Annotated in this window: 25 protein-coding genes, 2 pseudogenes and 1 CRISPR repeat array; of the genes and pseudogenes, 14 read left to right on the top strand and 13 right to left on the bottom strand. The window is 69.2% G+C overall.

Annotated elements, in window-relative coordinates:
- Nucleotides 1–404: 404 nt before the first annotated feature.
- Nucleotides 405–815 (bottom strand): GbsR/MarR family transcriptional regulator, encoded by a 411-nt coding sequence (locus tag Aru02nite_RS05260; RefSeq protein WP_373324843.1) that lies wholly within the window; start codon nt 813–815, stop codon nt 405–407.
- A 159-nt stretch (nt 816–974) separates the two neighbouring features.
- Between Aru02nite_RS05260 and Aru02nite_RS05255 the strand changes: the two genes are divergently transcribed.
- Nucleotides 975–1,790: a class I SAM-dependent methyltransferase gene (locus tag Aru02nite_RS05255; protein ID WP_203655315.1), complete on the top strand. Its 816-nt coding sequence runs from the start codon at nt 975–977 to the stop codon at nt 1,788–1,790.
- 620 nt (nt 1,791–2,410) lie between these two features.
- Here the strand turns inward: Aru02nite_RS05255 and Aru02nite_RS05250 are convergent.
- Nucleotides 2,411–2,830 (bottom strand): MmcQ/YjbR family DNA-binding protein, encoded by a 420-nt coding sequence (locus Aru02nite_RS05250; RefSeq protein ID WP_203655313.1) that lies wholly within the window; start codon nt 2,828–2,830, stop codon nt 2,411–2,413.
- A 74-nt stretch (nt 2,831–2,904) separates the two neighbouring features.
- Nucleotides 2,905–3,417: a CRISPR direct-repeat array (repeat unit 26 nt; unit sequence GAACCACCTCCACGCGTGTGGAGAGC).
- Between the two features lie 46 nt (nt 3,418–3,463).
- On the opposite strand from Aru02nite_RS05250, the pseudogene Aru02nite_RS37535 reads away from it, so the two are divergent.
- The 3 genes and pseudogenes from Aru02nite_RS37535 to Aru02nite_RS05235 form a co-directional block, all read left to right on the top strand.
- Nucleotides 3,464–3,763, top strand: a pseudogene (locus tag Aru02nite_RS37535) (RHS repeat-associated core domain-containing protein); the annotation flags it as partial.
- A 12-nt stretch (nt 3,764–3,775) separates the two neighbouring features.
- Nucleotides 3,776–5,140: a polymorphic toxin-type HINT domain-containing protein gene (locus tag Aru02nite_RS05240; protein WP_203655372.1), complete on the top strand. Its 1,365-nt coding sequence runs from the start codon at nt 3,776–3,778 to the stop codon at nt 5,138–5,140.
- Nucleotides 5,141–5,147: 7 nt separating this feature from the next.
- A complete protein-coding gene (locus Aru02nite_RS05235) occupies nt 5,148–5,654 on the top strand; it encodes an SUKH-3 domain-containing protein (protein WP_203655311.1) in 507 nt (168 codons plus the stop codon).
- Nucleotides 5,655–6,311: 657 nt separating this feature from the next.
- Here Aru02nite_RS05235 and Aru02nite_RS05230 read toward each other — a convergent pair.
- Nucleotides 6,312–6,473 carry a hypothetical protein gene (locus tag Aru02nite_RS05230; protein ID WP_203655309.1) on the bottom strand — a complete coding sequence of 54 codons (162 nt, stop codon included), beginning with the start codon at nt 6,471–6,473 and terminating at the stop codon, nt 6,312–6,314.
- Nucleotides 6,474–6,587: 114 nt separating this feature from the next.
- On the opposite strand from Aru02nite_RS05230, the gene Aru02nite_RS05225 reads away from it, so the two are divergent.
- Entirely contained in the window at nt 6,588–7,748 is a 1,161-nt protein-coding gene (locus Aru02nite_RS05225; protein ID WP_203655306.1) for a serine hydrolase domain-containing protein, read from the top strand.
- Nucleotides 7,749–7,769: 21 nt separating this feature from the next.
- Here Aru02nite_RS05225 and Aru02nite_RS36455 read toward each other — a convergent pair whose 3' ends face one another.
- Entirely contained in the window at nt 7,770–7,997 is a 228-nt protein-coding gene (locus Aru02nite_RS36455) for a hypothetical protein (protein ID WP_239076408.1), read from the bottom strand.
- On the opposite strand from Aru02nite_RS36455, the gene Aru02nite_RS37530 reads away from it, so the two are divergent.
- Entirely contained in the window at nt 7,938–8,369 is a 432-nt protein-coding gene (locus Aru02nite_RS37530) for a TNT domain-containing protein (protein WP_373324842.1), read from the top strand. The two genes, Aru02nite_RS36455 and Aru02nite_RS37530, sit on opposite strands and share 60 nt — an antisense overlap.
- Here the strand turns inward: Aru02nite_RS37530 and Aru02nite_RS05215 are convergent.
- From Aru02nite_RS05215 to Aru02nite_RS05200, 4 genes are all read right to left on the bottom strand, one after another.
- Nucleotides 8,299–9,516, bottom strand: coding sequence for an MFS transporter (locus Aru02nite_RS05215; RefSeq protein ID WP_203655302.1), 1,218 nt, complete (start codon nt 9,514–9,516; stop codon nt 8,299–8,301). The genes Aru02nite_RS37530 and Aru02nite_RS05215 overlap by 71 nt on opposite strands.
- Nucleotides 9,513–9,962, bottom strand: coding sequence for an SRPBCC domain-containing protein (locus tag Aru02nite_RS05210; RefSeq protein ID WP_203655300.1), 450 nt, complete (start codon nt 9,960–9,962; stop codon nt 9,513–9,515). Before Aru02nite_RS05210 ends, Aru02nite_RS05215 begins: the two co-directional genes overlap by 4 nt.
- Before the next feature lie 119 nt (nt 9,963–10,081).
- Entirely contained in the window at nt 10,082–10,564 is a 483-nt protein-coding gene (locus Aru02nite_RS05205; protein ID WP_203655299.1) for a hypothetical protein, read from the bottom strand.
- A 177-nt stretch (nt 10,565–10,741) separates the two neighbouring features.
- Nucleotides 10,742–10,960 (bottom strand): hypothetical protein, encoded by a 219-nt coding sequence (locus tag Aru02nite_RS05200; RefSeq protein WP_203655297.1) that lies wholly within the window; start codon nt 10,958–10,960, stop codon nt 10,742–10,744.
- A gap of 38 nt (nt 10,961–10,998) precedes the next feature.
- Between Aru02nite_RS05200 and Aru02nite_RS05195 the strand changes: the two genes are divergently transcribed.
- From Aru02nite_RS05195 to Aru02nite_RS05170, 6 genes and pseudogenes are all read left to right on the top strand, one after another.
- Entirely contained in the window at nt 10,999–11,508 is a 510-nt protein-coding gene (locus Aru02nite_RS05195) for a hypothetical protein (RefSeq protein WP_203655295.1), read from the top strand.
- A 45-nt stretch (nt 11,509–11,553) separates the two neighbouring features.
- Nucleotides 11,554–12,685, top strand: a pseudogene (locus Aru02nite_RS05190) (IS3 family transposase); the annotation flags it as partial.
- 150 nt (nt 12,686–12,835) lie between these two features.
- Nucleotides 12,836–13,813: a class I SAM-dependent methyltransferase gene (locus Aru02nite_RS05185; RefSeq protein WP_203655370.1), complete on the top strand. Its 978-nt coding sequence runs from the start codon at nt 12,836–12,838 to the stop codon at nt 13,811–13,813.
- Nucleotides 13,810–14,040, top strand: coding sequence for a hypothetical protein (locus tag Aru02nite_RS05180; RefSeq protein ID WP_203655293.1), 231 nt, complete (start codon nt 13,810–13,812; stop codon nt 14,038–14,040). The genes Aru02nite_RS05185 and Aru02nite_RS05180 overlap by 4 nt, the downstream gene beginning before the upstream one ends.
- Nucleotides 14,037–14,255: a hypothetical protein gene (locus tag Aru02nite_RS05175; RefSeq protein WP_203655291.1), complete on the top strand. Its 219-nt coding sequence runs from the start codon at nt 14,037–14,039 to the stop codon at nt 14,253–14,255. The genes Aru02nite_RS05180 and Aru02nite_RS05175 overlap by 4 nt, the downstream gene beginning before the upstream one ends.
- 194 nt (nt 14,256–14,449) lie before the next feature.
- The gene (locus tag Aru02nite_RS05170) at nt 14,450–15,904 is read left to right on the top strand and encodes a nucleoside recognition domain-containing protein (protein WP_373324841.1); all 1,455 of its coding nucleotides are present in this window, start codon (nt 14,450–14,452) and stop codon (nt 15,902–15,904) included.
- Nucleotides 15,905–16,472: 568 nt separating this feature from the next.
- Here Aru02nite_RS05170 and Aru02nite_RS05165 read toward each other — a convergent pair.
- The gene (locus Aru02nite_RS05165) at nt 16,473–16,994 is read right to left on the bottom strand and encodes a DUF488 domain-containing protein (RefSeq protein WP_203655289.1); all 522 of its coding nucleotides are present in this window, start codon (nt 16,992–16,994) and stop codon (nt 16,473–16,475) included.
- A 185-nt stretch (nt 16,995–17,179) separates the two neighbouring features.
- The gene (locus Aru02nite_RS05160) at nt 17,180–17,941 is read right to left on the bottom strand and encodes a DeoR/GlpR family DNA-binding transcription regulator (RefSeq protein ID WP_203655288.1); all 762 of its coding nucleotides are present in this window, start codon (nt 17,939–17,941) and stop codon (nt 17,180–17,182) included.
- An 88-nt stretch (nt 17,942–18,029) separates the two neighbouring features.
- On the opposite strand from Aru02nite_RS05160, the gene Aru02nite_RS05155 reads away from it, so the two are divergent.
- Both Aru02nite_RS05155 and Aru02nite_RS05150 read left to right on the top strand, forming a co-directional pair.
- Nucleotides 18,030–19,070: an LLM class flavin-dependent oxidoreductase gene (locus Aru02nite_RS05155; RefSeq protein WP_203655287.1), complete on the top strand. Its 1,041-nt coding sequence runs from the start codon at nt 18,030–18,032 to the stop codon at nt 19,068–19,070.
- Nucleotides 19,071–19,104: 34 nt separating this feature from the next.
- Nucleotides 19,105–19,728, top strand: a complete 624-nt coding sequence (locus Aru02nite_RS05150) for an HAD family hydrolase (RefSeq protein ID WP_203655286.1) — start codon at nt 19,105–19,107, stop codon at nt 19,726–19,728.
- A 354-nt stretch (nt 19,729–20,082) separates the two neighbouring features.
- On the opposite strand, the gene Aru02nite_RS05145 is transcribed toward Aru02nite_RS05150, so the two are convergent.
- From Aru02nite_RS05145 to Aru02nite_RS05135, 3 genes are read right to left on the bottom strand one after another with little or no spacing between them, the layout of a single operon-like run.
- Nucleotides 20,083–20,460 (bottom strand): DUF4267 domain-containing protein, encoded by a 378-nt coding sequence (locus tag Aru02nite_RS05145; RefSeq protein WP_203655285.1) that lies wholly within the window; start codon nt 20,458–20,460, stop codon nt 20,083–20,085.
- Between the two features lie 11 nt (nt 20,461–20,471).
- Nucleotides 20,472–21,833 (bottom strand): FAD-binding oxidoreductase, encoded by a 1,362-nt coding sequence (locus tag Aru02nite_RS05140; RefSeq protein ID WP_203655284.1) that lies wholly within the window; start codon nt 21,831–21,833, stop codon nt 20,472–20,474.
- Nucleotides 21,830–22,678, bottom strand: a complete 849-nt coding sequence (locus tag Aru02nite_RS05135) for an alpha/beta hydrolase (protein ID WP_203655282.1) — start codon at nt 22,676–22,678, stop codon at nt 21,830–21,832. The genes Aru02nite_RS05140 and Aru02nite_RS05135 overlap by 4 nt, the downstream gene beginning before the upstream one ends.
- Nucleotides 22,679–22,753: the final 75 nt, after the last annotated feature.

The raw sequence follows: 22,753 nt of genomic DNA, 5'->3' as shown, positions 1-22,753 counted from the left end.
TTTTTGACCCCCACGGTTGACCCCAACCGGCTCAGCCGTCCTGCCCGCCACCCTCGTCCTCGAACAGGTGGCCGAGCTTGTCCACGGCGCCCCGTTGGACCCGCCGCGACACGTCCACGTAGATCGTCTTCGTGATCGTCGGGGAGCTTGTCTCCTCGACTCCGCTCGCCTACGAGCACTGGAGTACACCACGTCGGTGCCGGTGATGAGGCGTAGGTGGGGTCAGGGACGTTGTGGGCGGCGGCATCGAGGAACTGCTTCCGGTCCCAGGATGTGAGATCGTGGCCGCCGGAGCGTACGTGGTAGCCGAGGAGCCCGGGGATCGGCCGGTCGACCTCGTACGAGGCGGCGGTGTCGAGGCCGGTGCCGGTCAAGCATGCGGTACACGGGATCGGCGTGAACAGTTAGTGGGCGTCGCGTTCGGCCGTCTGGAGCCGGTGCCACTTGGCCATCGCCTCCTTGATCTCCTCGCGGAGGAACGCGAAGAACCGGCGGGTCTCGTCCAACCGTTGCCCAGCCGGGGAGTCGAGGCCCAAGACCGTGGCGCCTTCGCCGGCGCCGGCCTGGATTCGTACCAGCACCGGGTCGGACTGGTTGATGAGGTGGCTCCAGGTGTGCTCGTGGATCCGGAGAAAGTCGTGCCGGCTACCGGGCTCGCGGCCGCGCTCGACCAGCCGCACCTGAGTCAGGTACTTGACCGCCCCCGAGATCGCCGAGGCCCCGACTCCCAGCCACTCGGAGAGTTCGGCGGGGGACAGTTGTCCTGAGTCGGTGACCATCAGTGCGGCGTACACCCGCGCAGCCATCCGTGGCATGCCAGAGTCGACCATGATCTGCGCGAACCGTTCCCGGAAGGCGGCAATCGCACCGTCATCCCCTTGCGTCACCGAAGCCCCTCTCCTCGCTGTGGCCTCAACAGCCTAGACTCTTTCGAAACTTCACGAAATTCGTGAAATCCTGGTACTGTCACTGATATGGACGACTCCACGCTCGTCGGGGTGCAGAAGACCCTCGCCCCCGTCCTCAAGACCAAGGCACTGGACAACCGGCTGCCGGACCCGATCCTTGGCGACAGATACGCCGAGCTGGCGATGCGCCGCCTCGACCCCGACTACGACAGACGCCGCTTCGGTACGAGTCAGATGGGCCTCGTCGCCGTGGTGCGTGCCAAGGCACACGATGACTGGGCTCGAAGCTTCCTCGCCGATCACCGCGATGCGGTGGTGCTGCACCTGGGCTGCGGCCTCGACGCACGGGTGTACCGGATCGACCCACCTGCCACCGTCGATTGGTTCGACCTGGATTACCCCACCATCATCGGAATGCGGCAACAACTCCTCCCGCCGCACGAGCACTACACCCTCATCGGATCCACCGTCACCGACCTGACCTGGCTGGACCGCATCCCTCGCGACCGGCCGGTGCTGGTGATCGCCGAGGGTCTGGTGCCCTACCTCACCGAGACCGACGTGCGGCGGTTGCTGACCCGCGTCGTCGACGCCTTCCCCACCGGCCAGATTCAGATCGATACAGCGTCAGTCTGGGCGTGGCGCACCTCAAGGTGGGATCCCACGCTGCGAAAGTACGACGCCCAGTTCCACTGCGGCTTCCGCGATCCAGCCGCGCTTGCCCGCTGGCACCCGCGGCTCGAGTACGTCGACGAGGCACCGATGAGCGACTCGCCCGTGCTGATGGCCAAGGCGCCCGCAAACGTACGCCGCATGTACCGCCTCATGAACCTACTGCCAGGTATGAAACGGTCCATGCGTCTCGTGCGGTTCCGGTTCTAACACGCAGCCGGGCAGCACAGGGTGAACGGGTGGTGAGCCCGACTCGCGGACCTGAGTCCCAAGATCACCAACGCAGCGACGTGCTGCGCGCCGGATATCACCTGGGGCCTCGACGGCCCCAGATCCTCCCGCCCCGCCTGACCCGCACCGGCCCGGTTGAGGTGGGCGCACCGTCCAACCGCATGTGACCGAGGCTCGCCCTTCTCCTGGCCGGGCGGCATCCTGTCCGCGATGACGATCGGTCCGGGCGAGTGCCCGGCATCGGCCGCGCCCGCTCAGCCGGACCTCTCCAGGGCGCGCGCTTCGTCGCGTCCTACAGCTTCAACTCCGGCGCCACCGGCGGCCGGCAGATCCGCGACGACACCGGCCACGGGCACCCGCTCAGCGTCCGCACAGCATCCGGTGGCCGGTCGGCGACCAGCGACCAGTTCCACGGCACGGTCGACGACGTCGCCGTACGGATCGGCCTGACGAGCGGCGGTGGAAGCACGCGCGGATGTGCCTCGTGTCGCCAGCGGCGGCCTGCGGTGAGTTCGTGGGGCCGGCGGAGTCGATCCGCGGCCTGTCTGGCATGTGCGAGCGACTCGCAGATCGGCGAGCCGGTGGGGGTGCGGTGTGGATCAGTGACGGGGTGAGGAGCGGGCGGCCCGGGCGGCGAGGTACTTCGGGGCCATTTCGCAGTAGCTGTCAGTGGTCAGTTCGGCGATTTCGGTCCAGTTGGTGTGGTCACCGAGGACGGCGCCGACAACGTTGCGGCCCCACTCGGCGCGGAAGAACGGGAAGCCGCTGGCGGTCAGGCCGAGCAGGTCGTCGGCCGGGACGCGGAACGTCATCACGGTCAGTTCCTCGCCGTCGATCGGCTGCCGTGGGTACGCGGAACGCCGTTCCGGGCGTGGCGCGTAGACGTGGGCGAAGGTCCGCGTGCGGATGCGCCACCGGACACCGACCCAGGCCGGTTCCTCGTACGCCTCGGGCAGCCGCCGGCAGATCGGCCGCAGCCGGTCCAGGATCTCGGGCGCCACGTCTCCAGGGCTGGACATGCGCCGACGGTAACGGACCGCTCCACGAGTGTGGAGAGCACCTGGTGGCGAGCATGCAGGTGCCGGCGGACCACGAACCACCTCCACGCGTGTGGAGAGCACGACTTCCACGCCGTGCCGACGCGGACGTACAACGAACCACCTCCACGCGTGTGGAGAGCACCGGTACTCCCAATCTGTCGAGCGGAGAAATGTAGAACCACCTCCACGCGTGTGGAGAGCGCTCCGCGGTCGGCGAAAGCCGGTCGGTGTATGCCGAACCACCTCCACGCGTGTGGAGAGCACGCGGGCGGTTCTGCGCGACCGGGTTGCCCAGCGAACCATCTCCACGCGTGTGGAGAGCACCCCGGCCCGACCACCGGGCCACCGGTGGCGAGCGAACCACCTCCACGCATGTGGAGAGCACGCCAGGTCGTCCCAGTGCCAACGCTTCCCAGTCGAACCACCTCCACGCGTGTGGAGAGCACTCGCCCACGTGCCACCAGGACGGCGGCCGGCGCGAACCACCTCCACGCGTGTGGAGAGCACGACCTCCGGCAAGGAATTCACCGTCGGTCTGGCGAACCACCTCCACGCGTGTGGAGAGCACGCAGGGGCTTCCGTCAGCGCGGTCATGAAGCCCGAACCACCTGGCTGGTCAACGACCCCAACGGCACCAACAACGTCCAAGTCGATGCCAAGACGCTCACCGCTACCCACCGCTACACCGATCCGTTCGGCGACAACCGATCCACACTGCCGTCGTGGATCGGGGACCGGGGCTACGTCGGCGGCATCCAGGACGGTAACACCGGCCTGACCCTGCTCGGCGCCCGCGAGTACGACCCCAGCCTCGGACGCTTCCTGTCCGCTGACCCGCTGCTCGACGCGTCAGACCCCCAGCAACTCATCGGCTACGCCTACGCCAACAACAGCCCCGTCATCCACAGCGACCCGTCCGGGCTCATGGCCGCCTACGACCGGACCGGCACGATCTGGGACGACGGCGCAGCCGGCGAGAAGCGCTTCCTCAACTACATGGACGCCTACACCGGCGGCACCGCCTGGCGGAAGGACTACTACCCGATCAGCCGCGCCTGGGCCGCCGACAAGACCGTCAGCCACGGCGCCGCCGCCAACGGTCACCGGCTGCTCGACATCGTCGGCTACATCCCCGTGGTCGGTACCGTCGCCGACGCCGCCAACGCCGTCTGGTACGCCTCGGAAGGCGACTGGACCAACGCCGCCATCTCCGGCGGCTCGACCGTGATCGGCGTCCTGCCCATCGGCAAGGTCGTCAGCATCGGCGGGAAACTCGTCGTCAAGGTCGTCATCAAGGGCGCCGTCAAAGCAGCTGCCCCTGCTCTGGAAAAGGCTGCTGCGAAGACCGCCGTCAAGGCGCTTGCCAAGGACGGCGCCAAGGAACTCGGCGAAACCGCTGCCAAGGGCACCGGCAAGGCAGTCAAACACGCGGCCGAGGCAGGGGCCGAAGACACCGGCAGCGCCGCCGAGAAGGTCGCTGCCGGATGCGCCCACAGCTTCCCCACCGGCACACGCGTCGAACTCGCCGACGGATCAAGCAAACCGATCGAGAACATCAAGATCGGCGACAAGATCCGCAACGCCGACCCCGACAGCCATCGCGACCAGACCCACCGCGTCGACGGCATCATCGTCACCACCACCGACCGCGACCTCGTCGACCTCACACTCACCACAGCCCACGGACCCGAAACCCTCACCACCACCCGCCACCACCGAATCTGGGACGCCACAACCCATAACTGGGCTGAAGCCGCCAACCTCAGAGCCGGCCATCGGCTACAGACTCCGGACGGCAGCGTACTTATCGCAGGTGTCCGGCACTACACGCACATCGACACCACGTATGGCCTCACAATTGATCACACCCACACGTACTATGTGCTGGCACGGGCCACGTCGATCCTGGTTCACAACTGTGATCCGTTGCAGAGTGTCGCTGACGGTCATCGCAAAGTTGGCGGTACGAAATTTGCCTCGGAGTACACATCTCCATCAGGTCAGAAGTATTACAGCACCAACCGCCATGGCATGGCTGGCCAGCTTGGAAGCATGCCTGAACTCAACACGGCAGTTGGAGAGGCTGGCCATCATGGAGGGTGTGCCGAGGTGGGATGTCTGATGCAGGCTTACCAGGCTGAAGGCCCCTCGGCAATCAGCGGCGGGTCAATGCGGACGGTAAGCACTCGCAGTTGGATGTCGTCTAGGGCCGCCGAAAATGGAAACCCGGCGTATCCATGTGGTCGGTGTCGGAGCCTCTTGGGGGCGCTCGGAATTTCGTGGGAATGAGTGTACTTTGTTTCGGTCATGGAACTTTTCAGATGCTGTCGCCGACGAGTTGGGTCGGGCAGGCTGGGACGTTGAACGGTCGATAGACATCTCAGCATGGGTCGCCGAGCTTGGCGCCCAAGGATACCGGATCAGTGATATTGCCGCCGAGGCCCTGGCTGCTTTTGGTGGAATCTCTGCCGGTCCGATCAACGTTAGTGGTCCGAACTTTGAGAACGATGAACCACTGACGATTGATCCAGTGCTCGCAGGTTCCGGTCACATCGTGCTCGCTCGTGAGCTTGAACGCGAGCTCGGAGGCAACTGGTATCCGTTTGGTGAATGGCTTAGCTACTCAAGCGTATTTGTGCGGGATGACGGGTGGGTCGTCGCTACGGGGCTCGGTTGGATTTGGGAGCTTGGGAAATCGGTTGAGGAAGCGATAAATTTTGCATTGACTGCCAAGCACCCGCTCAAATGTCTGAAGGTTCTAACGCCGGGCGCTCGACCGTGGCCGCCGGTGGTCGATGGCTGAAAACTGCCGCCGCTGCAGTAGGTTCCGTTATGAGGGCGTACTAATGGGGGCACTTAGGCACGACATTTCACAACTAATGAAAGGCCTACTGAACGCGGCGTAACGGTAATCATAAAGGCAGATCACGAGCGTATGATGGAACATGGTGAACCCTGGACTCTCGTATTCTCTGGACCTGGTCTTGGGGGCGAGGGATTGATTCGCGTTGAATCGTCAACGTTAGTCGACTGTCTGAGGCAGGGAATCGACCGCCTTCGGGAGATCGATGGGGACTGGGCGTGGTTGGGTTAAGAGCCAAGGATCCTCTCGGAAGTCTGAGGGCTAAAGCGAATACTGCCTCCGTTGGTTCGGATATCACCGCTCGGTGCGGATTCGGGCGCCCGAGGGGTGCCCGAGTGTTGGTGGCAAGAGGTGCAAGGATCTGGTGAAGACCAGTGGTGCAGGGAGTCAGTTGGAGATGACGAGAGCTGCTGGCATTCATGACCAGCAAGTTCGCTTCTCTTAGTCAGCGGGTTCGGGGTTCGAGTCCCTGGCGGCGCACCATCAAGACCAGGTCATGCACCACGTCTGACCTGGTCTTTTGTTCGTTTGGAGATCATCTTTCGGTCGTCTCGGCGTCCGATGGTCACCGCTCGGGCGCCCGAGGGGCGCCGAGCGTCATCTGTCAAAGCGCGGCACGATTTGCGCGCGGCGCTTGTCCTTCTTCGGCTTCTCCCGGATCAGGCCGTCAACCTGGTCGGCGACGCTCTTCCGGATCTTCGCGGCGCCGGGCTGGTACCGAACCGCCATCGACGGTGAGGACCACCCCAGGACGCCCATCACGGTCGGGTGGGGACGCCCGGACGAGCAGCACCGTGCGGGCGCCGTACCGATGAGTCAGCCGGGTCCGGGGCGTCTCACCTGGTGTCGGCGACGCCTGGGATGGGAGTGAGCGTGGGACTGGACAAGGACGGGTTGGAGCGGTTCAGGTCGGTCGCCGCCTCGCATGTGGGCGAGGGCACGGTGCCGGGGCTGGTTGCGCTGGTGGCGCAGGGCGAAGAGGTGCACGTGGAGGCGTGCGGCACGCTCGCGGTCGGCGGGCGCCCGGTGGAGCGGACATCGCTGTTCCGGATCGCGTCCACGACGAAGGTGATCACGGCCGTTGCGACGCTGGCACTGGTCCGCGAGGGCCTGCTGGGGCTGGACGAGCCGGTCGACCGGCTGCTACCGGAACTTGCGAACCGCCGTGTCCTTCGCAGGATGGACAGCGCGCTCGACGACACGGTTCCCGCCGACGCCGGGGTGACGGTACGGGGGCTGCTGACGTTCACGTTCGGGTTCGGGCTGGCCACGGAGATGTTCACGGCCTCCGACCCGTGGCCGGTCGTCGCGGCGGCGGCCGAGGCCGGGCTGGCCACGATCGGCCTGCCACAGCCTGATGCTTTCGTCGAGCCCAACACCTGGATCGCCCGGTTCGGCGCGCTGCCCCTGCTGGCCCAGCCCGGTGGGCGATGGCTGTACAACACCGGCGCGCACGTGCTCGGCGTGCTGTGCGCCCGGGCCGCGGGCGCCCCGTACGGCGAGGTCCTGCGCACCCGGATCTTCGAGCCGCTCGGTATGACGGACACCGGCTTCCACACCCGACACGTCGAGCGGTTGGCGACGGCGTACCAGCCGACCGAGGGCGGGCTCGTGGCCTGGGACCGACCGGACGGGCAGTGGAGCCGGCCGCCGGTGTTCCCCGACGGTGCCGCCGGGCTGCTGTCCACGGTCGACGACCTGCTGGCGTTCGCGCGGATGCTGCTGCGCGGCGGGGATCCGGTACTGACACCCGGGCAGGTACGCGAGATGAGCCGGGATCACCTGACCCGTGGTCAGCGCCGCGCCGGCGCCGCGATCCTCGGCGGGCGAGGCTGGGGGCTCGGTACCTCGGTCCTGCGGGAAGCGCCGTGGACCGGTGCGATCGGCTGGGACGGTGGGCTCGGCACCTCGTTCCTCGTCCATCCGGGACGCGACCTGATCGTCGTCGTGCTGACCCAACGGATGTTCACCACGCCGCAGCCGCCCGCCGTACACACCGATCTCCAGGCCGCCGCCCTCGCGGCCGTCCGGTAGCAACAGCCGCCAAGACCGCTGTCAAGGCTCGCCAAGGACGGTGCGAAGGAGCTCGGCGAAACCGCTGCCAAGGACACCGGTATGGCCGTCAAACACGCCGCCGAAGCTGGTGCCGAAGGCACCGGCAGCGCCGCCGAGAAACTCGGCAAGGAAGTGGCGCGGTCGCCGTGGCCCGACAACGACGGCTTCATGCATGAGCCAGTCAACACGGTACTGAAGGCCGGTGCGCGGATCGATGGCTTCGGACATGACTTTGGGAGTTCTGTAGCCAAGGAGGGAACAGCCCTCTCGCACCGGTCGATGCGCCTCGGGGCAGAGAAAGCAGCTTATAGCGTATTCGAAGTACAGTCTGACCTAGAGGTTCTGGGTGGCATTGCTGCTCCAGCCTTCGGTCAGCCAGGTGGAGGCTTTCAGCATGCGCTCCCCGAGTCGGTAAAGGATCTGCTGAAGTCGGGGGTTATCCCGGGCCCGGACGGCGCGTCCTACCTGGAGTTCGCGGCGGGCCTACACCGGCCGTGGCCGGAGCAGGCACGGAACGGAATCCCTGCGCCTACCGGCTGCGGTCGACCTGTACGGGCTCCCTCCCGTCGAGCGGGCAGTCCCTGGTCGTGGGTGGCGTGAGAAGCCTGGTCCCCCAGGCGATGACGACCGCTGCGCAGGCGAAGGCGCAGCCGCTGAGCATCGTGGCGATGACGGAGAAGCGGCCGACAGCGACGCCCCCGACGGCCGCACCGAGCGCGACACCGAGGTTGGCCGACGATGCGGGCAGCGACTGCGCGAGCTGGGCACCGGGACCAGCGAGGCCCACCACCCGGTACTGCACGACCGGTGCCGTACCCATGCCGAACACGCCCAACGCGAGCAGCGCCAGGACGACCAGCGCCGCGACCGTACCCGCCAGGTACAGCACGAGCAGGGCGACCGCGAGGCCGCCGGTGCCGAGGATCAACGCGCGCGGGGCGTTGGCGTCGGCGAACCGGCCGCCGCCGAACGAGCCCACTGCGGTCGCCACACCGTACGCCAGCAGGAACAGGCTGATCAGCGTGCCTGGGACACCGGTGACCCGCTCAAGGAACGGCGCGATGTAGGTCAGCGCGGCGAACAGCGCCGCGAACACCAGGACGATCACCACGAGTACGGCGAGCACCCGCGGAGCGAACGCATACCTGGCCTGGTCGCCGATGCTGCGGCCGCCTGCGGGTACCCGCGGGACCAGGGCCAGGACGGCGACGAGCACCAGGGCGGACAGCACCACGATCGCGAGGAACGATCCCCGCCAGCCCAGCGCCTGACCGGCCCACGTACCCAGCGGAACGCCCAGCGCGGCCGAGACTGTCGTACCGGAGAGGACCACCGAGATCGCCCGGCCCATCCGTTCCGCTGGAACGATCGAGGTGCCGACCTGGAACGCGGCGGCGATGAACAACCCGCCCACCGCACCACCGAGCGCTCGCGCCGCGACCACCAGGCCGTAGTCGCTGCTCAGTACCAGAACCAGGTTCGCCACGATGAACACGGCGATCGTGCCGGCCAGGACCACCCGCCTGGTGAGCCTGACCGTCAGCGCGGTCAGCAGCGGGCCGCCCAGCGCGACACCCAACGCCTGCGCGGTCACCAGCATCCCGGCCGCCTGGATGGAGACACCGAGGTCGGCGGCGATCAGGTTCAGCACGCCCGGTACGAGCAGCTCGGTGACGCCCATGACGAACGTACTGAGGAACAGCACCGCCAGTACCAGCTTCGCGCGGTTCGCGCTCGGGGCGGTCACGGGGCCGGGATGGGACGGCCGGTGCCGGTGGTCATCAGGGCGTGCAGGCTGGTGTTGATGCAGCCGGTCCAGCCTTGCGCGCAGACGCGGTAACAGGCCAGGCCGAGAGTGGGGCCATGGTGGGTGAACCGCAGGGTGGTCCCGACCCCGGGCGGTGCGATCTCGAAGGTCACCGAGGTGCCGGCCCACTCGTCGTACTCCTCCGCGAAGTCCCGGTAGGCCTCGTCGACATGCCAGGCGACCCGGCGGCCGGGGACGACGTCGGTGGCCCGGAGCCGGCTCGACGTGATGCGTTGGTCGACGGACGAGAACTCGTCGCCGACCGTGGTCGCCTCGCCGGTGATGGTCTCGCTGAACCGGGCGCGCACGTCGGTGACGGCCAGCAGCACGTCGTGCGGAGTGCGGTCGACGGTGATCTCGGTGGTGAAGTCGGAGTACGTCGTCATTTGCGATCCTTTCGCAACCAGTTGGTTGCGACTTTATGGCAACCAACTGGTTGCGTCAAACGCGCCGGGTCGTCGAGCGAGAACGGCACCTGGTGACACGGTTCGCGAGGCGTGTGGCGTCAGCGTGCGGCCTGCCGGTTCCGCAGGGTCGGTGGGGTGGTGCGTGCGACGGCTGAGGCGGCGGGCGGGCCGGTCGTGCCGATGGCGTCGTGGTCCTCGACGGTGAGCACGACCTTCAGTACCAGGTTGCTGTCTCGGACGTAGACGTCGACCGAGCCGGCGTCCTTGAGCTGGACCCAGGCCGCGAACGCCGGTCGGCCGAAGCCGGTCAGCGTTCGCGCTTCCGTACTGCTGCCGGTCGGGCCGACGACGGCGTCCCACTGGCCGTCGTACTCCGCCTTTGCGCCCGCGACGTCGTTGAAGTAGTACGCGTTCACGACGAGCATGAGCCCGATGGGCTCGTGGGGGTTGGTGTTGCGCCAGCGGACCAGGCACCTCGCGGTGTCGGCCGTGTGGGTGGAGGTCGAGACGGTCGTGTGCGCCGAGGGTGCGAGCGCGCGTACCGGTCCGGTGTCGACCATCGAGCACAGGTCGGTGGGCACTGGTGTCCGGTACTCGGCTGGCCGGGCGTGGGCGGAGGCTGTCGGGGCCGGAGCGGAACCAGGTGATGTGCCACAGCCGGACAGGCCGGCGATTGTGAGAAGGACGCAGGCCGCTGCGATTGGTCTCGGTCGTGCCCGCGTCATCGCGTCTCCTCCACATCGGCGCCGTCGCTGACGTCAGCCGACGGTCGCGGTGGGAGGGTAGTTGTACCACCAGGGGTGGCTGCCGAGCTCGACGAGCAGCACGGTGAGCGCGGCGAACGCGAGAGCGACCGCGACGGGCAGCCGTCGGCTGCTGGCGGGTAGCAGGCCGCGGCGCCGGGCGATGGCGCGGGATGTGTGCAGTAGCACGGCGAGCAGCCCGAACGCTGTGGCGCCCACGGCCAGGTCGCGCACGCTCGATCCGTAGTCGCAGGATCCGCTGGTGATGCGGTGTGAAGCTTGTGTCGCGCGGCCGTCAACTGACGTTGCGCCTCGCGGCAGAGTTGTTGCTTGTCGCCGTGCTCGTCCGAGACGGGGTCGTCGCGCGGCCAGGTGTCGGCACTCATGCTGTCGGCGAGGTCGCGCTGCAGACTACGCAGCAACCCACCCACACACCCCCGCGGGTGTTCGCCTGCCGGCCGTTCGACCGTAGTCAGCCGGTACAGGTAGGCGAACGGGTCGGTGCCGTCGCTCCACCGGATGTCGTGATCGAGTGGCATCACGACCACTGCGTCGTGCCACCAGCGGGGCTCGATCAACTCGGCGGCGTGTACCGCCAGCCCGTTGCGGTGCTCGCCGGCGCCGTCCAGCGCCTGCAGGTAGATGACGTGACCGTGCTCGGTGTCCCACACGATCGCGAAGACGGCCGGCGAACGAACCACCTCCACGCGTGTGGAGAGCGCTCCCGGGACTGGATCACGCTCGTACTCAACGCCGAACGGGACTGCCCAGGGTTTGGTTGACACCTGTCCTGTGAGGCTTCTGGCCTTGCTGGAAGGATGTTTGCTGTGCCCATGCCTTACCCCCGCGAGTTCCTCCGACAACGTGGTCGCGGTCGCCCGCCAGGGCGGTGCGCCGTTGGCTCGGATCGCGAAGGATTTCGGGATCTCCGAGTCGTGTCTGTCCAACTGGCTGCGTGCCGCTGACGTCGAGAACGGCCAGCGTCCCGGGAGTGATCCGCGAGGGGTCCGAGCAGCTGCGTGAGGCGAAGAAGCGGATCCGGCTGCTGGAGCAGGAGAACGAGGTCTTGCGTCGGGCCGCTGCCTATCTGGCTCGGGACATCAATCAAATGATGTACCTGCTTGTCCGTGACCTGGCCGCGGCCGACGCACCCGTGCGGGTGCCGGTCGCGGTGACGTGTCGGGTGCTGGCTTCTCCCGGCAGGCCTACCACGCCTGGACGCGCAGCCCGGTCAGCCAGCGTGACCGTCAGGATGCGTACCTGACCAACGCGGCGATCGATGCGCACGCCGACGATCCGGAGTTCGGCTACCGGCTGGTCGCCGACGAACTACGCGCCGCCGGCCACCACGCTTCCGACAACCGGGTCTGGCGGCTGTGTCGCGACCAGCGGATCTTCTCGGCCCACGCCCGCAAGCAGGGTCTGAACCGTAGGCCGGGGCCGCCGGTGCATGACGATCTGCTCAAGCATCCGGGCGGCGGACGCGACTTCACCGCACCCGCGGCGAACACAGTGTGGCTGACCGACATCACCGAACATCCCACCGCCGAAGGCAAGTTGTATCTGTGCGCGATCAAGGACCCGTGGTCCAACCGGATCGTCGGCTACTCCATCGACTCGCGGATGACCTCACAACTGGCCGTGGACGCGCTCAGACACGCGGTTGCGTCACGCGGTCCGGCCCGCACGATCGTGCATTCCGATCGCGGCAGCCAGTTCCGGTCCCGGAAATACGTCACCACGCTGCACCAGGCCGGGCTGACCGGGTCGATGGGACGGGTCGGCGCCTGCGGCGACAACGCCGCGATGGAGTCGTTCTTCGCCCTGCCGCAGAAGAACGTGCTCAACCGTCGCCGCTGGGCCACCCGCCACCAGCTGCGCCTGGCGATCGTGACCTGGATCGAAGCCACCTACCACCGCCGGCGCCGCCAAGCCCGCCTCGGCCGGCTCACCCCGATCCCATCTACACCACCGCACACGCGGCCTGACACCACACAACCCCGAGTGCCAACCAAACTTTGGCAGTCCCGTGGGGAACTCTCGCGTGTCCGGATTGCAGGGTGCTATGAGGGCTCAGGCGTGGGCGGGTGGCGTTACCGCCGTGCACGCATGCGCAAGAGCATCTCGGCGGCGCACCACAAGTTCCTGGCAGGCCCGGTGGTCCGAGCGGCGCCCCGGGTATCGCCGGGACATGGTGCGGCGGCTCCGCCCGGGTTCGTGCTAGTGTCGCGCGCCGTGACGAGAATCCCCGCTCCCGCGGCGGACGACGACGCTCGGAACGGAACGTTCGCTCCCGCACGCGGGGAATGGCTTGATCGCATGGGGCACGTGCGCACCGCCGTCCGGCAGGAGATGGTCAGCCGCCAACTCGACCGACACCTGGCGGCGACTCCGCAGTCGATCCTGGACGTCGGCGCGGGGCAGGGTACGCAGTCGATCCGGCTCGCTCGGTCCGGTCATCACGTCGTGGCCGTCGAGCCGGATGGCGAGATGCGCGGGGCGTTCACCGCGGCGCTCGCCGCAGAGCCGTCCGCGGTACGCGACCGGGTGACCTTGGCCGACGGTGTGCTCGGCCGGCTCGACGCCGTCGTCCAGCGCCGGCGTTTCGATGCCGTACTGCTGCTCGGGGTGCTGATGTACGTGCCGGCCAGCGAACCCGTGATAGCCGAGCTCGCCGCCCACGTCGCTCCGGGCGGCTTCCTGGCCGTGGCGGCCCGGACGGCGACCTCCGCGTTGTGGCGTCCCGCGGCCCGGCAGGACTGGCAGGCCGCGGCCGCGGCTTTCGCAGAGTACGAGGCGGCCGGTGCCGAGCATCGCGACATGCGGTACGTCAACGAGATCGGCAGCCCGGCCCGAGCCGACACGGTCGAGGGCCTGGTCGCACAGGCCGACGCGGCCGGCCTCGAACTCGAACGGTGGTACGGCGTGCGCATCGCCGTCGACATGGCCGAGCTGGACCCGGCGCCGCCGACGGAACCGGCCGAGTGGGAAGCACTGCTCGACGTCGAAGAGCGGCTCGGCGCCATGGACCCGTACCGGCAGCTCGCCCAGCTGGCGCACCTCATCCTGCGCCGCCCCTCTCCTTGAGCCCGCTGGTGGCGGCGGCGGTCCGGCCGTGGCTGGTCCCCGCGCACCGGGCCAGCGCCGCGACCACCGTGTCGTACCGGATCTGGCACTGGAACATCGCCGGGCACGCCTACCACCTGGGCTCGACGACGGATCGGATCATCGAGGCGATACGGGGCTCCATCAGCTACCGCAGCCCGGACTTCGTCTCGGTCCACGAGATTGCCACAGCCAGTACGACGCGATGATCGACCAGTTACAGCAGATGGGCTGGCTGCAGGACCCGCTGAACGTCGCCCGGTTCGAGCCGATGCTGCCGGCCGGCGACCCCACCATCTGCGCCGGCACCGCGTACGGCATCGCGCTGTTCAGCCGCTTCCCGCTGGCGACCAGAGCGGTATACGTTGCCGTCCTCCGGCCAATCCAAGGGGCGCCGCCGGCGCCCCAGGCGAGGAAGACCTGACTGGTGGAACGCCGGTCGACCATGAGGTTGTGCCGGTCGATCAGGACGAGTGCGGTCGTCGGGTCGGACGGTGGTGACGGGCACGAGACTTCTTTCCGAAGCGCCCCAGCGGGTCAGGCCGCGCGTGGCCCGGAGGGAACGATGCGGGTTTCCGATGGGTCGCGCGGAGGACGTCCCTGTTCCCGACGCTCCAGGTGGTGGTGGGTCGAGAACAAGGACACGGCGGTGCGATACGGCCGGTTCAGCCCTGGTGTCGAGCCATTCTTGGAAGGTGGGTCCGGCGAGTCTGGCGTGTGGGCTGGGCAGGAACGCACGCTCTGCTGTCCTCGTTGGCCTGCGCCATCCCGGGCATCATGGCGACCCGGTCGCTGCCGTCCGCGCGGGACCGGTTCGCGACCATGATGGGTGCGCCGCTGATGACCTGCTCGGCGCGGCTGACCGTGTACGTCCTGCTGATCAGCGTATTGGTCAGCCCGGACACCCGCGTCGGCCCGATCGGCGCACAGGGCGTGGTGATGTTCGCGCTGTACCTGGGCGGCGCCGTTTCCGCGATGGCCACGGCCTGGGTGTTCAAGAAGATCGGCAGTCGCGGCGCCCCACTGCTGCCGTTCTACATGGAGATGCCCTCGTACCGGATGCCGCGCCTGCGGACGGTGGTCGGCGCGGTCTGGGACTCCTGCAAGGGATTCCTGCGCAAGGTCGGCCGGATCATCCTGGTGGTCACCGTTGCTCTCTGGCTGCTGCTGAACCTGCCCATGCCGAGTACCGCACAGCTGCGCGACGCGGGCGTCAACCCCGCCGACAAGACCGCCGTGACCGCGTACGTCGTCGACCACAGCTACGCCGCCGATGTGGGCCGCGCCATCGAACCGGTCTTCGCGCCGCTCGGCTTCGACTGGCGCATCAACGTCGGGGTCCTCGCCTCGCTGTCCGCCCGCGAGGTGTTCGTCGCCACGCTCGGCCAGGTCGCCGCCGCCGAGAACCCGGACCAGCCGGCCAAAACCCTGAAGACGATGACCTACACCAGTGGCCCGCACCAGGGCGAGCGGCTGTTCAGGTGCGCTGACATGACCGAGATACCGATGCACCCCGAGGCCACGCCCGACCCGCAGGTGCTCCGCTGGGTGATCCCCGCCGGCACGCTGCCCCTCCACGGCCGTGTCACCGAGCCACCGGACGCGCTCGCGGCGCTGGTACGCGACGGTCTGGTCGCCGCCATCGAGGTCGAGACGCGCGCGGTGCTGATCCGGCTCGCCGACGGATACGACTGGGCCCGCGCCGGCGGCGCCGTACGCGACGCGCTCGCCGCCGCGCTGCGGCAGCCGGACCAGTGGCGGTCAGCCGACGTGATCAACGACGATGACCTCCTGCGGGGCGCGCTGCGGGACGTCATCGACGGCCCGGCCGGTGACTACATCCGTTCGCACGGCGGGACGGTGACCATCGTGTCCGTCCACAACCACCATGCCGAGGTGCGCATGGCGGGTACCTGTGCACACTGCCCCGCCTCCGGCGTCACCTTGCAGACCCGGCTGGAGAAGGACCTGCGAACCCGCTACCCCGACCTGGTCGAACTGCGCGCCACCGAGGATTCGCGTACTGCGTCGCGGCTGCTGTGGCCCTCCCTCCGGCGGCAGCGCCACGCCTGACCCACCACCAGCTACCCTGAGCGGCTGGACGGGATGTGCGGCCCCCAGTAACGCAGGAGCCGACCAAGATCCGGTACCTCGACGGGCATCGCGCCGCTCGCTGTCCTCGGCGCCACACAGTGGGAAGCGCGGGCACGCAGTGAACTCGCTGCCGGCGACACGCCCTTCCCGACAGCGACGTGGCGCGAGCTCGGCGGCGACGGCTGCGGACAGTTGGGTGCTCTGGTCGACGGGGGCGGGGTTCGGTGGCACCACGGCGACATCGGTGTCCTGGACTCGCTGCTGGGCGTTCTCGACCAGCCGGTACCCGCCTTCGCCATCGTCACCCCCAGGGCGACGCCCGCCACCCGCTGAACCGCCCGGGTGTCACGTGGGCCCCCGTCGGGCCCGCTCATCCTCGCCGGCGAGTTCATCGAATCTCTTGGTACGTCAACGGATCCACGGCTTGCTGTGTTCGGTCCACCGCACCGTCGACGAGCGCATCCGCCGATCACCCGGCCGAGCGCCGAACGCGGAGTGCCTGGCCGGCACCGTACGAGAGGCAACGGGTGCAGGGAAACGACGAGACTCATGGGGGATAGGTGATGCGCCCGTCCTGGACGCGCGCGTTGGTGTTCAGCGTGGCGGGTTTCGTGGCCGTCGCCGACATGATGTGCAGGACCTCGGCGCCAGCGACGATCAGCGCGTCGGCGATCAGTCTGCGATGGCAGCGCCACGGCACCGCTTCGCTGCACATGATCGCCGGGCGGCGGTCCTCGGCGAGGTGCAGAACCTCGTGCAAGCCTTGGTAGAACTCGGAACTGGACATGTGGTCGGCGTAGTCCCGGAAGGCCTTGACCTTCCATCCGCCGTTCACGGTGGGCGTCCCGGCCGGCGTGTGGCGCCGCCCGCCCAGGGTCGGAATCCAGTGGTACGCGATGTCGTGGGGGAGTGCCTCGATGATCGCGCGCTGGTTCCATTGCGGGAACGTGCGAGACGACGGGAACGAGCGCACGTCGACCAGGTCGGTAATGTCGTTGCTGCGCAACATGTCGAGCACGTCGTCGAACGTTCGGTTCGAGTGCCCGATCGTATGGATCGCGTTGACCATGATCGCCGCCTGGACTCGGGAGTAACCGGGCCCGGGTTTTCACCGCCCCCGCGACCGGGCCCAGTGGCTGGTTCTGCCACCGTTCGTGCTCGTGACAGGAAGCCAGGTACGGTGCGCGTTCGCGGAAGACCCCTCCACAGGGTACGTGCGCTGCCGCGTGGCCGTTCGCAGCGACGCCGCCACCGTCAGGTGGTGGTGACGACGGTGCCGGCGGCTTCGATCGCGGTGACCTCGTCGGTACGGGCGGCGGTGTCGGTGACGAGGGTGTGGATGAGGGTGGTAGGCCCGACGTGGGCGCGGGCGGTGTGGCCGACCTTGCTGCCGTCGGCGGCGGCGATGGTACGGCGGGCGGCGGCGACGGCGGTCTTCTTCACGGCGGCGTCGTCGAGGTCGTACGCGGTGATGCCGTCGGCTGCAGTGAGGCCGCAGCAGCCGATGACCGCGGTGTCGAAGCGCAACGCCTGGATGGAGGTGAGGGCCAGGGGCCCGACCAGGGCGCCTTCCGCCGCCCGGGGCTGCCCGCCAGGCACCAGCAGCGTGGTGGCGCCGGGGGAGTCGCCGAGCAGGTGGATGGCCTGGAGCGACAGGGGCATCACGGTGACGGGTCGGCCGTGCAGCAGGCGGGCGACTTCCAGGCAGGTGGTGCCGCTGTCGAGCAGGACCGTTTCCCCGTCGACGATGAGGCCGGCGACCTCGGCGGCGATGCGGCGTTTCGCGTCGACGGCGTCCCCGGCGCGCAGTGCGAACGGTGGTTCCTCGCCGCGCAGGAGCAGGGTGCGGGCTCCGCCGCGGACGCGTTCGAGGACGCCCTGTGCGGCCAGGGTGTCCAGGTCGCGGCGGATGGTCATGTCCGAGGCGCCGGTGAGTGCGGCGAGTTCCGGGACCGTGACACTGCCGGACTCGTTGACGGTCCTGGCGATCAGGCGGTGCCGGTCGGCGTTGCGCATCCCACGATCCAACACCAGCCGAAACGAACATGCAAGATGTTCGAAGATCGTCCTAGAGAACACGAGGTCTGTTTGTTACCGTCGGGTCATGGGACGCGAACCTCGACCCGCAGACCCGGCGGTCCACCCGTCGACACCCGTGCCGGAGACGGCGAACCGCCGCGCCCGGGGCGATGTCGGCGTCATGCTTCCCCGCGACCTGCCCGTCCGGGACGTCCTGCCCTTCGCCCGCCGGGCCGAACAGCTGGGGTTCGACCAGATCTGGGTCGTGGAGGACCTCGGCTGGCGGGGCGGACTCGCCCAGGCCGGCCCGGTCCTGGCCAGTACCACCGGAATCACGGTCGGGGTGGGCATCCTGCCGGCCGGTGCCCGCAACGTGTGTTTCGCCGCGATGGAACTGGCGACGCTCGCGCAACTGTTCCCCGGCCGGCTGATCGCCGGGATCGGGCACGGCATGCCCGACTGGATGCGCCAGGCCGGCGCGTGGCCGACCAGCCCCTTGACGCTGATCACCGAGTACGTCACCGCGCTGCGCCTGCTGCTGCGTGGCGAACCCGGACCGGCGGCAGGCCGGTACGTGCGCTGCGAAGGCGTCGTCATCACCGAGACGCCTGAGGTCGTTCCGCCGGTGATCCTCGGGGTGCGCGGCCCTCGCTCGCAGGCTGCCGCGGGCGAGGTCGCCGACGGGCTGCTGCTGGCCGAACCCGCCGCCCCCGCCTACGTCACCGCCTCGCTGCGACACCTGAACCACACCTCCGAGACGGCCGATCCGGTCGTGGTCACCTACGACGCCGCCGCGGTCGACGACGACCCGGACATCGCGGTGGACCAGGTCCGCGCCGGGCTCGCCGCCATCGGCCAACCCGACTGGGCCGCGCACATCGACCCCTTGCCGTTCGCCGCGCAGCTGCGTGCCCACCATGCCGCCAGCGCCGACAGCCAGCAGTTCGCCCGTACGATGCCCGCCGCGTGGGTACGCGCGCTGACCATCACCGGCACCCCCGAACAGGCGCGCGCCGCGATCGCCGCACGCCACTCGGCCGGCGCGACCAGCGTCGTGCTCGTCCCCGGCGGCCCCGACCCGTTGGCGCGTCTCGACTCGCTCGCCCGCGTACTCGACGGCCGGTGACACCGACCCGCCACCACAACCCTCTGGAACGCTCGTGCGCACCCACCGGCCGATCGCCCTGTTCGACCTCTACGGCGTCATCGCACTTCACCAACGCCCGGACGCCCTGCCCCGCATGGCGGCCCACTGCAACACACCCACCGCCGCGTTCACCGAGGCGTACTGGGCGCTTCGCCCCGCCTACGACGCCGCGCGGCTCCGCGCCGACGAGTACTGGAAAGCCGTGCTGCACCGGCTGTCCCGGCCCGTCGACGCCGACACCATCGAACACCTGCGCCGGACCGACATCGACAGTTGGTCCCGCGTCGACGACACCATGGTCAGCTACGTGCGGTCCCTCCGCGACCGCGCCGCAATCGCCGTACTGTCCAACATTCCCGCCGACCACGCCGACGCGTTCCTCACCGCCCAACCCTGGCTCCGCCACCTGGATCTCGTCGCCCTTTCCGGGAAGATCCACCTCGCCAAACCGGACCCGGCGGCCTTCCGCCACTGCGTCACCGCGATGGACGCACACCCCGGCGACTTCCTGTTCGTCGACGACCGTGACGAGAACGTCCGCGCCGCACAAGACGTCGGCATGACCGGCCACCTCTACCGCGGCCGCGCCCCCTTGACAGCGGCCATCGACACCTGGCTCACAACCGAAACCCGTTGAACCACACCATCCACGTACTCGCGCAGCGAGGAGGATGGCTCGTTGACCGTGGCGGGCAGCGGACGATCAGATCCGGCCAGCCGCAGTGGATCGCGGTGTACATCGGCCCGTCCTTGCGGATCCTTCGCGACTGCCGGTTTCTGGTACTCCACCCGTGGCGTCGCGCCGATGCGCGGTCTGACGGTGATCGCGTGAACGACTCACCGCCCGCGTGACCCCTCCGCCTGTCAGCACCCAACATTGTGACGGGACAACGTTTCCGGTCCGTGTGCCCGGCCGGGTAGCGGAACCCGGCAGGCCGCCGGTGGCACCCGCAGCCGACCTCGGCCAGTACCAGCGACTCGCCGTGGCCCGTTACGTGATGAGCAGGAGCGTGCTGATCGCCAGCATCACCGCCGCGGTGGCGGCGTGGACGCCGTAGGCGGTGGTCCTGGGTCCGTTGCTGCGCAGGACGATCACGGCATCGCCGGCGGGTATGACGGCGGCGGCCAGGAGTACCCAGCCCAGCAGGTGGGGTGTCCCGGCGATCAGTACCACGAGCAGGAGAACGCCCAGGCCGATGTCGCGCATGCCCTTGACCGTCAGCCAGGCGCGGAAGGTCCGGTCGTCGACCGGCGTGTCGGGGATGCCGAACCCGGCCGCGGCCCGCGGCGCCCAGAAGGGGACGGTGCCCATGACGATGACGGCCGCGCCGACGAGTACGGCGAGGATGGTGGCGATGGTGGCGAGCATGAGTTGGCCCCTCAGTTCTGGGTCGGCGGGATGTTGTGGTTGAGCCGGAAGACGTTCTGCGGGTCGTGGACTGCCTTGATGCCGGTGAGTCGCCGGTGGTCCGCGGCGCTGTAGGCGGAGCGCACCTGGCTGGCGGCGTCCGCGCCGTTCATGAAGTTGAGGAACCGCCCGCCGGTACTCCACGGCGCGAGCGCGTCGAGCAGGCCCGTGTGCGCCGACCGGGCCGGTCCGGTGTCGGTGCCTGCCAGCCGGGACACCAGGTTCAGCAGGTACCGCGCGTCGCGGTTGCCGACCGCGTTGGCCACGGCGGGTTGGTGGGCGAGCCGGCCGCCGAGCTGGCGCAGCTCCACGACGTGCGGTACGGCCGCGTCCAGGCTGATCCGGTCGAGGATCGCCCGCACGGCGTGGTCGTCGAGGTCGCCGAGCAGCGCCGTGTCCGATTCGACCGCGGCCGGTTCGGCGGGCTCGTCGTGGATCGATCCCGCGTCCTGGTACGCGAGCGCGCCGAGGGTGTCGATGCTCGGGCCGAGCGCTCGTAACGGTGCCACCAGGCGCTCGCCGGCGGCGGGATCGCCGACCGTACAGGCGATGCGGACGTGGACGCTGCGCCGCCCGCGCAACGGCGCCGGGATCGCGGGGGAGTTCGGCAGGGCGATCAGCGCGATCGAGGAGTTCATCGCGTCCGGCACGGTGGCCGCCCAGCGCAGGTACGTGCCGAACACGTCGGCGGCCGTCTCGACGGGGAAGACGAGCGCGCCGCCGTACACCGTGGTGACGGGCATCAGGTCGATCTCCATCGCGGTCACCACGCCGAAGTTGTCCCGCCCGCCGCGCAGGGCCCAGAACAGGTCCGGCTCACGGTCCGGGCCGACGTGTCGCAGGCGGCCGTCCGCGGTGACGACGTCGAGCCCGCGTACGTGGTCGGCGGCGTAGCCGAAGGTCCGGGACAGCAGGCCGAGGCCGCCGCCGAGCGTGTAGGAGACCGCGCCGACGTGCGGGGCCGAGCCGGACAGTGGTGCCAGCCCGGCCGGCGCCGCCGCGCGGACCACCTGATCCCACCGCGTACCCGCGGCCACTCGGGCGGTGCCCGCGTCGGCGTCCACCCGTACGGCGCTCATCCGCGCCGTGGTGATCAGTACTCCGCTGGTGCCGGCGACGGCGGCCGCGGCGTGCCCGGTGCCCTGCACCGCCACCGGCAGCCCGCGCGCGCTCGCGTACGTCACCGCGGCCTGCACGTCGGCGGGCCGGACGGCGCCCACCACCAGGTCGGGACGGTGCCGGCGGGCGATCTGCCAACCGGTACGTTCCGCGTCGTACCGCTCGTCGTGGGGTGCGAGTACCGGCCCCGTGACGTGATCGGCGAGCTGGTTCATGCCGCCTCCTGCCCGTCGTGGAGGCGGGCGGCCAGGAACCGGCCGGCGCGGTCCAGTGCTGCCGCCGCCGTCGCCGACGCGGTGTCGAGCTGGTACACGTGCGGTTGGCGCGGCGCCACCTCCAGCGTCACCGGTACTTCGTCGGCCGCGGCGCGTCCGGCCAGGCGTACGGCGTCGTCGAGCAGGAGTTCGCTGGAGCCGGCCTGGATGAGCAGGGGTGGTAGTCCGGTGAGGTCGGCGAAGACCGGGCTCGCGCCGGGTGCCGCGGCGTCAGCGCCGCTGAGGTACTGGTCGTAGAGCCACCGGAGATCGGTCGGGGTGAAGAACGGGTCCGTGCCGTCCTTGATCCGTACGCTGGCGCCGCTGAGGGTCAGGTCGGCCACCGGTGAGAACAGGACGGCCGCGGCGGGCATCGGCAGTCCCGCGTCCCGGGCGCGGGCCATGGTGACGACGGCCAGCGCCGCGCCGGCCGAGTCGCCCGCGAGTACCAGCCGGCGCGGGTCGACGCCGGAGTCCAGCAGCTCGCGGTACGCGGCGAGGCAGTCGTCGGGCGCGGCCGGGAACGCGTACTCGGGCGCGAGCCGGTAGTCGAGCGAGACCGCCCGGCCGTACAGGTGGCGCAGCAGCGTTGCGGGCAGGTGGGCGGTGGCGCGCGCCGACCCGACGACGAAGCCGCCGCCGTGGAAGTACAGGAGCAGGTCCTCGCCGGCGGGGTCGGGCGTCGCCGGTCGCAGTTCCAGTGCCGGTCGTCCGCCGAGGGTCGTCGTCGACGGGTCGATGTCCGCGGGTAGGGGTCGGGTGAACAGCCCCGCGTACTGCGTGCGCTGCTCGGCAACGTGTGGCATCTCGTCCTCCACGACAATTAGTCAAGCTCCCTGACAGTCAGGCAACCTTACTACCGTGCCGCCTGGTATTGTCAA

Origin of the sequence: Actinocatenispora rupis, assembly GCF_016861975.1 — a bacterium.
GTDB classification, from domain to species: Bacteria; Actinomycetota; Actinomycetes; order Mycobacteriales; family Micromonosporaceae; genus Actinocatenispora; species Actinocatenispora rupis.
The sequence above is the reverse complement of the archived record's forward strand: the minus strand, read 5'-3'. Positions and strand labels throughout refer to the sequence as shown.

Coding starts and splice junctions, on each gene's coding strand:
- Aru02nite_RS05260 (WP_373324843.1), bottom strand. CDS start 815: ATGCCACGGATGGCTGCGCGGGTGTACGCCGCACTGATGGTCACCGAC.
- Aru02nite_RS05255 (WP_203655315.1), top strand. CDS start 975: ATGGACGACTCCACGCTCGTCGGGGTGCAGAAGACCCTCGCCCCCGTC.
- Aru02nite_RS05250 (WP_203655313.1), bottom strand. CDS start 2,830: ATGTCCAGCCCTGGAGACGTGGCGCCCGAGATCCTGGACCGGCTGCGG.
- Aru02nite_RS05240 (WP_203655372.1), top strand. CDS start 3,776: ATGGCCGCCTACGACCGGACCGGCACGATCTGGGACGACGGCGCAGCC.
- Aru02nite_RS05230 (WP_203655309.1), bottom strand. CDS start 6,473: ATGGGCGTCCTGGGGTGGTCCTCACCGTCGATGGCGGTTCGGTACCAG.
- Aru02nite_RS37530 (WP_373324842.1), top strand. CDS start 7,938: ATGCATGAGCCAGTCAACACGGTACTGAAGGCCGGTGCGCGGATCGAT.
- Aru02nite_RS36455 (WP_239076408.1), bottom strand. CDS start 7,997: ATGTCCGAAGCCATCGATCCGCGCACCGGCCTTCAGTACCGTGTTGAC.
- Aru02nite_RS05210 (WP_203655300.1), bottom strand. CDS start 9,962: ATGACGACGTACTCCGACTTCACCACCGAGATCACCGTCGACCGCACT.
- Aru02nite_RS05185 (WP_203655370.1), top strand. CDS start 12,836: ATGCGCAAGAGCATCTCGGCGGCGCACCACAAGTTCCTGGCAGGCCCG.
- Aru02nite_RS05175 (WP_203655291.1), top strand. CDS start 14,037: ATGATCGACCAGTTACAGCAGATGGGCTGGCTGCAGGACCCGCTGAAC.
- Aru02nite_RS05165 (WP_203655289.1), bottom strand. CDS start 16,994: ATGGTCAACGCGATCCATACGATCGGGCACTCGAACCGAACGTTCGAC.
- Aru02nite_RS05160 (WP_203655288.1), bottom strand. CDS start 17,941: ATGCGCAACGCCGACCGGCACCGCCTGATCGCCAGGACCGTCAACGAG.
- Aru02nite_RS05155 (WP_203655287.1), top strand. CDS start 18,030: ATGGGACGCGAACCTCGACCCGCAGACCCGGCGGTCCACCCGTCGACA.
- Aru02nite_RS05145 (WP_203655285.1), bottom strand. CDS start 20,460: ATGCTCGCCACCATCGCCACCATCCTCGCCGTACTCGTCGGCGCGGCC.
- Aru02nite_RS05140 (WP_203655284.1), bottom strand. CDS start 21,833: ATGAACCAGCTCGCCGATCACGTCACGGGGCCGGTACTCGCACCCCAC.
- Aru02nite_RS05135 (WP_203655282.1), bottom strand. CDS start 22,678: ATGCCACACGTTGCCGAGCAGCGCACGCAGTACGCGGGGCTGTTCACC.